At 36.4% G+C, this 6,328-nt stretch carries 6 protein-coding genes; 1 reads left to right on the top strand and 5 read right to left on the bottom strand.

Features of this window, described 5'->3' with window-relative positions:
* From MMP60_RS04575 to MMP60_RS04565, 3 genes are all read right to left on the bottom strand, one after another.
* Positions 1-1,289, bottom strand: a 1,289-nt coding sequence (locus MMP60_RS04575) for an ESPR-type extended signal peptide-containing protein (protein WP_277603670.1), incomplete at its 3' end; no start/stop codon positions are given.
* A 244-nt stretch (positions 1,290-1,533) separates the two neighbouring features.
* Positions 1,534-2,280, bottom strand: a complete 747-nt coding sequence (locus tag MMP60_RS04570; protein WP_241335164.1) for a hypothetical protein — start codon at positions 2,278-2,280, stop codon at positions 1,534-1,536.
* Between the two features lie 277 nt (positions 2,281-2,557).
* Positions 2,558-3,415, bottom strand: coding sequence for a DUF6502 family protein (locus MMP60_RS04565; RefSeq protein ID WP_241335163.1), 858 nt, complete (start codon positions 3,413-3,415; stop codon positions 2,558-2,560).
* A 556-nt stretch (positions 3,416-3,971) separates the two neighbouring features.
* On the opposite strand from MMP60_RS04565, the gene MMP60_RS04560 reads away from it, so the two are divergent.
* Positions 3,972-5,249, top strand: coding sequence for a site-specific integrase (locus tag MMP60_RS04560; protein WP_241335162.1), 1,278 nt, complete (start codon positions 3,972-3,974; stop codon positions 5,247-5,249).
* 279 nt (positions 5,250-5,528) lie between these two features.
* Here MMP60_RS04560 and MMP60_RS04555 read toward each other — a convergent pair whose 3' ends face one another.
* Complete coding sequence (locus MMP60_RS04555; RefSeq protein WP_241335161.1) at positions 5,529-5,708, bottom strand: zf-HC2 domain-containing protein; 180 nt, start codon at positions 5,706-5,708, stop codon at positions 5,529-5,531.
* A complete protein-coding gene (locus MMP60_RS04550; protein WP_241335160.1) occupies positions 5,702-6,322 on the bottom strand; it encodes an RNA polymerase factor sigma-70 in 621 nt (206 codons plus the stop codon). The genes MMP60_RS04555 and MMP60_RS04550 overlap by 7 nt, the downstream gene beginning before the upstream one ends.
* Positions 6,323-6,328 lie beyond the last annotated feature (6 nt).

The following is a 6,328-nucleotide window of genomic DNA, read 5'->3' as shown; positions in this document are numbered from 1 at the left end:
AGTGCGCCATCTTTCACATTGGTGATCGTGGTACCTGCTGCTCCGCCACCTAAAGTGACTTTGTCTTTTGTCACCGCGTTGTCGTACTTCACTGCCGCATTATCTGTTGCAGTTTGTGCATCAATAACGGATTTTAACTGCCCACCATTTACAGCATCTTTTGAATTGGCTGCAACTGTACCATCAGCCACATTTGTTAGCTTAATTGGTGTCGTCGTTGAACCATTTGCATCTTGTAATCTTGTCGCAACGTTTGCCGCCAAAACTTCTGTAGGCGAACCAATAATATTACCACCCGCATCGACAGCAGTTGAAAGATACCATTTTCCATCATTTGCTTTGGTTAGTTTATTCCCTGTAGTATCTGTATAAACTACAGGTGATGCAGATTTAGTCGTTTGTATTTGACCAATTAAAGTATTGGTTACAGCATAAATTTGACTACCATTAATTGCATCGGTCGAAATTGCCGAAATTGCACCTGGTGCTACGTTTTTAATTTGACGCTCATTACCAATATTACCAACAGAAACTTGGCGACCTGCATCAGATGCTGTTCCAGCAAAGCCACTTGTACCGACGAATCCAGTAAAACCAAGCCCATTTACAGTGGCACTTTGTACTTTTGTTGCAGAACCATCTGTTCTACTACCCGCACCTAAAGCAACTCCACCATCTTTAGAGGCAATTGATCCTACACCTAAAGCAACTGAAGCAATAGCAGAAGCATTAGCACGTGTACCAAAAGCTGTTGCTAAATCACCTTTTGCTGTCGCTTGTACCCCTAAAGCAACTGCGCCATTACCTGCTTCTGTATTAATATACTGATGTCCAATCCCTGTAGCAGCATCATAAGCAGCAATTAAATCATCGCCTGTTAAATTCTTATACGTCTGAGCTGCTGCTGTATTATTATTTGTCCCTGCGACTTTATTTAAATCATCACCACCAATTGCAATAGACGAATTACCCTTTGCATAAGTATTTGCACCAACAGCAACTGATTGATCACCTGGTGCACAAGCATATTGCCCAACAGCAACACTCTGATTAGCTACAGTACCCGATCCATTACTATTTGTTGGGTTACAATTTAAGAAAACACTTCCATTATCTAATGCGCCAGCTAAGGTAACGGTTGGACTAAAAGTCACAACACCAACGACTGCCACGATTGCTCCTACTCTACGTGATCTTATATTATTTTTGCTTTTGCCCTTCGTTAATTCAGAAACTGCAACCCACGCCCCAATAGAAGCATTCCAAACAATCTTATAAATTTTATTCATTCCAATACCTTTTAGTGATGTATTTCTCTTTAATAATAAAAGAGCGTGATTTGTAGTTTTATTATGTATAAAAAAATGTGCAAATTAAACATTCAATAAGTATAAATGTACTTTTTGCACATTTTTAAATGTAACAAAAAGTTTCGATCCGTCTAATATTCTTGTATCTCGCCCTAGAAGCCAAATTTTGAAAATAAAAAAAGACCTCATAAAGAGGTCTCCAAAAAATCAATTTTCTAAAAAATTATTCAGATGATATTGAATCACAAGGTGAAGGATCACTCATGCCTGGAAAAATAATTATAGGTGGATCCCCCATCACGCCATCACTCTTCCTTTTTTCAACAGGCATATCAAATGATAAAGAAGGACATTGATTGATTTCAATATTATCAACACCTGTATATTTCGTATTGTAATTTAAGGTCCAATTCGAAACTTTTTGAGGCAAACTGAATTCATAACGAAAAATTCTACATTCCCCAGCAGCATAAAGATGAACACTTTCTCTGTCTGAACAATTGAAATTTGCACCTTGACCAACCACCGCATTTCCATCTTGGTCCAACAATTTTATTGGCGCTGTACATGCAGGAATATGCTCTAAAATCGGCTTATCTGTTAAATTACGGACAATAATTTTTACAGCTGCGTTATTTGGTTTTATCGTAGAAGTTTCAGCAAAAATAATATCAGTACCTTCAGGAATGAGCTTACCTGTATTTATATTTTCAAACTGAATCGTACGGCTCACACCTGAACAATCAGGATCTGTTGGGAATTGTTGTAACTTAATTATTGAATTGTCCAAATAAAATTCCCAGCCATTTGGATCTTCAACACCATCCTGAAGACCTCCAGGTACCGTATTCGTTTGAGGTCCCCCCAAACCAGTACCAGCCCCCCCTAGACTAACCCCCCCAACTGTAAAATTTTCACCACATCCAGTTAGAAACAACATGCAAAAAACAAAAGCACGGTTATTACACATTGATCTCACCTAAACGGAGGAATTCTCATCACTAAGTAATAAAGAAATAAGATAAAATTAAGGAATGTTCATTTTATACATTTTACCAAATAATATTTTTATGGGAAATATCAAATCTTCATCACGCACTGTTTTTTTATTAACTAAAGCGTTCGATTAGGGACAAAAAATTAGGCAAAAACCAATAAACACAAAAATAAGCCTAATGCTCTAATATTTTTGACTCATACATCTTTTTATTGAAAATAGCTACATGTGAACAAATTATAAAAAATGCTTATTTTTTTTCCTTCATATCATGTTGAAAAACACCCAATCTAAAGTTAAACACAGCATCTTGACGACCTTCATCCTGCTTACAATATTCTAAGGCTTCAGCAAGAACTTGTTTTGACATCTCATTCCATAACTTCATACTTGTCTTTTTCAATTGTTCTACTGATAGAGAGGTTAGCTCATTCGCAAAAAGTGCTTGTTCTAAAAATTTATTATCTTTTTCAATAACATTATGAATTCCTGCAGCTAAGTGGCTAATAATATTTGCAGTAAATAATTGTTTAATTTCATCCATTTCTGGTGATGGAGTAAAACTATTGGTTTGTAATATGACTTTTTCGTCATCTTCTACGACTAAGCCAATGCGTTTTAGTTCCAGTAAAATAGAGCGTGGATGCTTTTCGGTTGATATTTGCTTTACCAAAAATTCGAAACTATTTTCCTCTCCTGAAACTGGCAAAACATTGCCTAAATCTAAATGTATCCACAAAGCGATCACACGAGCAGGCACACTGCTTGATAATATATCCACATATGAGGCTGGAATGATTCGGTGATCACCACCATTTTCTGTACGCAAAGAACTTACATCACGTCTATTTAGACCTGACAGCAAACTAATTGATGAGTCTGTTTTTTTCTGTTTTAAATATTCAAGCTCTTGAATCGCTTCATTATAAAATAAAGGGCGTAAAGCAGCTGAAAATTCAGCATAACCGATCCCAGACTTCACCATCCAATGCACAAGCTGATTCATAACTTGAAGCGTATACTCCAAAGTTGATTCAGCATCTTGAGACAGATGTGTAGATAGCGTCGACTGATCTAAATTTGAGCTATGAATTAAAAGATTTTTCATATTTACTCTATAACTAAAATGAATAAAGGCTCATGATTTATTGATCATAACAAAACCAATTAGCTCAAAAAAATGTTTTTATTACTTTTATTTGTTAAAAATTTATTAAAATTACAATAAATTATTGACTCTATTACATAAATCATTAATTAATTTTTTTAGATTAATACCAAAACTAATAAAATTAAATTGTTCTAACAAAAAGAAATTTTTTGATTTACATAACTCTCTATTGTTATCCATCAATATCCAATAAATGAGTAGCCTCATTCCTGTATAGATATAAAGAATTTCAAATCATGTAATTCTAATTTTAGCTCAACATATTTTTACGTGTTTAAAAGCACAGATAAAAAATAAGCCCTTGTAAAAACAAGGGCTTATTTCAATATTTGGCGGAAGCGGTGTCCGTCTAACAATAGTCCTAAGCAGTCCAAAGTTATATTATAAAAATATACAATTCAAATACTTAACCATTATACCATCCTAAACCATCTTGTCTAATCCTACCATTTCCAGTATTTTATGAGGGGTAGGTTGTGGGGTAAATCAGGACATGCCAAAGAAATCTAAAGAGCTATCTGCTCTCAGTGTAGCAAAAATTAAGGCGACTGGACGACATTCTGTTGGCGGTGTTGATGGCCTCTGCCTGAACGTCGAAGGTAATTCCCGTGTTTGGATTTTGCGTGCTGTTGTTGGCAAACGGTTAGATAAAGAAGGAAAACTAAAACCTCATCGCCGTGATATTGGCATTGGTCCCTACCCCGAAGTTTCTTTAGCCGAAGCTCGTGCCAAAGCAACCGAATTCAGATTACAAATACGAAGTGGCATTGATCCTATTGCACACAAACAAGAACAGCTTGAAAAGCTTCATGTTCAGCAACTACGGAACAAAACATTCATGGAATGTGCAAAAGTTGTTATTGCCAATAAAACCCGTGAACTCAAAAATCAAAAGCATATTGGGCAATGGTCATCGACACTGGAAACTTATATCTATCCAACGCTAGGTAATCTCACAATTGGCATCATTACTAAGGTAGATATTGCAGAGGTTCTTAAACCAATCTGGATTGAAAAAAATGAAACAGCCAAACGTATTCGTGGTCGTATAGAAACAATTTTCGATTATGCCAAGGCTATGGGATATTTTGAGGGTGACAATCCTGCTGAATGGAAAGGCAGTCTTGAACCAATTTTAGGCAACTTAAAACAGGAATCACGTCCTCATCCATCTTTGCCTTATGAACAGGTTGTTGAGTTTATTCAGCACCTAAGACAGAAAAAAGGAATTTCACCTAAAGCTCTGGAATTTGCAATTTTAACTGCCTGCCGTTCTGGTGAGATTTTTGGGGCAAAATGGCAGGAAATTGATTTTAAGAATAAGGTCTGGATTATTCCAAAAGAGCGAATGAAAGCGGAAAAGGAACATCGTGTCCCCCTGTCTCAAGAAGCCATCACTTTGCTTGAATCAATCCAAGATCATACTCAAACACAAGATTTCATCTTCCCTGCGCCTCGTAGTAGTGAGATGCTATCGGATATGTCTTTGACTACACTAATCAAACGACTGCATGAACAGAAACTGAAAGAAAATGGCTTAGGCTATATTGATCCGAAACAAAATCGAGTAATCACAACACATGGTTTCCGTTCAACTTTCCGTGATTGGTCAGCCGATAAAACTGATTACTCACGTGAGGTTTGTGAGCATGTACTTGCTCACAAATTACCAGATGAAGTTGAAGCTGCGTATTTACGCGGAGCTTATCTTGAAAAACGTAAGAGTTTGATGACAGATTGGGCTAAATTCTGTAGTGGACACTTTAACTAGACAGTATAAAAAGAATGCTTCTGCCATCTAAGGCTGAAGCATTCTTTAAAAAGGGAATTACACAAAATAATTTACCGACTCGTTGAGTACCCACTCTTTATTTACTTTGACAGATAAAAAACAATTACTCTCGGATGAATAATTGATCGGGATTTTTACGAAATATTAGGGATTAAAGAGTGTTATTAAATTGGAACTATTTAGAAGGGTAATCACACACGCCATCATTGAAATGCAGTTGTATAACTTGGATATCAGCTTGGCTACGCTTATAAGATTCTAACTATCAATTTTTCTAAATGCTTTAGAAAGCTGACTAAGCGTTCTAATCTGTTTTCCATAACGACGGCATGAACGACAGACTAACAAATGTAGTTGTAGATCGCTCCGCTCTCTCCATAGAAGTGACCGATCTTGTTTTTCAGAAAGCAATTGTGTTGCTTGCCGGCAAGTTAGCATGAACAATCTCCCTTAAGTAGCCATTTATTTTCCAAACATTCTCGTAATCGTGTTCGACTTCGATACATCAGTACATTCAAATGAGAAACCGTGAGTTCTAGTTTTTCACAAATTTCATCAGAACTTAATTCAATCATTTCTCGTAGCATAAAGACTTGTGCATATTTAGCAGGTAAGTGGTTTAAACAGGCATCAAAAATATTCCAGAAATCTTGCTGCTCCATCATTTCTTCGGGGCTTTGCCATGCTTGGGGTGCTTCATATTTATGCCAATGTCCAGAAGCATCAAATAACTCATCGATACTTAACTCACTTTCTGCATCCTTAAACAATTCACTCATACACACCAAACGAGATTTTTGCCGAATCAGATCGATAATCTTATTTTTTAAAATCGCAAATACCCACGTTTTAAAGGCTGCTTTCCCTGTAAATGAATCAAGATGTTGAAATGCACTCACCAAAGCTTCTTGAACCACATCTTCTGCTTGCTGAAATGAAGAAAGTTGTAACACCGCAAATTTCACCATCTGTTGTCTCAAATCCATCAAAAACACAGGATTTTGAAGCTGATGAAATATCTCATCATTATCATTTAATGGAGCTTGCGGCATTGCCAT

It is taken from the genome of Acinetobacter sp. ANC 4805, from assembly GCF_022549495.1.
Classification (GTDB): Bacteria; Pseudomonadota; Gammaproteobacteria; order Pseudomonadales; family Moraxellaceae; genus Acinetobacter.
The sequence above is the reverse complement of the archived record's forward strand: the minus strand, read 5'-3'. Positions and strand labels throughout refer to the sequence as shown.